Origin of the sequence: Marinobacter sp. BW6 (assembly GCF_008107725.1) — a bacterium.
GTDB lineage: Bacteria > Pseudomonadota > Gammaproteobacteria > Pseudomonadales > Oleiphilaceae > Marinobacter.
The window spans coordinates 1-450 of the sequence record NZ_VIRN01000097.1; the positions used below are offsets into that span (position 1 = coordinate 1).

Genomic DNA, 450 nt, shown 5'->3' on the forward strand with positions numbered 1-450 from the left:
CCTCCTGGGAATGAACAAGGTGCACCCATCACCGCGGCAGCGGTGATCGTTCGCGGCCAGGATGCGAGGCGAACGGGTCGCGGTCAGCGCAGTGGACTGCGCCGTAGCCTTGAAGACCGGGGCTACCTGGGCATGTCGCCAACGACGTCGGCAGGCATTTCCGATGTAGGTGTGGCGGCGGGATCGCCGGCCGCGAGCATGTCCATGGCCGACAGCAAGGCATCGCCCTCGATCGGACCCTGCAGCAGGACCGCCTTGCCGGTTTCGCGATCGTGCAGCCGCAGCGACGGCGTGGCGGTCACGCCGCTGTGCGTGGCTTCCGCAGTTTGGGTGCGAATCGCCGCGTCGGGCCGCTCGCTCGCGATGCACTGCTCGATGGCTGGCGTAAGGTCGGGGTAGCGCAGGCCCTCGGGCAAGCCCTGGCCGTCGCTGCGCGTGTGGGCATAGACC

Annotated in this window: 1 pseudogene; it reads right to left on the reverse strand. The window is 68.9% G+C overall.

What is annotated here, in order from left to right:
* Window positions 1-122: 122 nt before the first annotated feature.
* Window positions 123-450: pseudogene (locus FMN52_RS19730) on the reverse strand (disulfide bond formation protein DsbA); the annotation flags it as partial.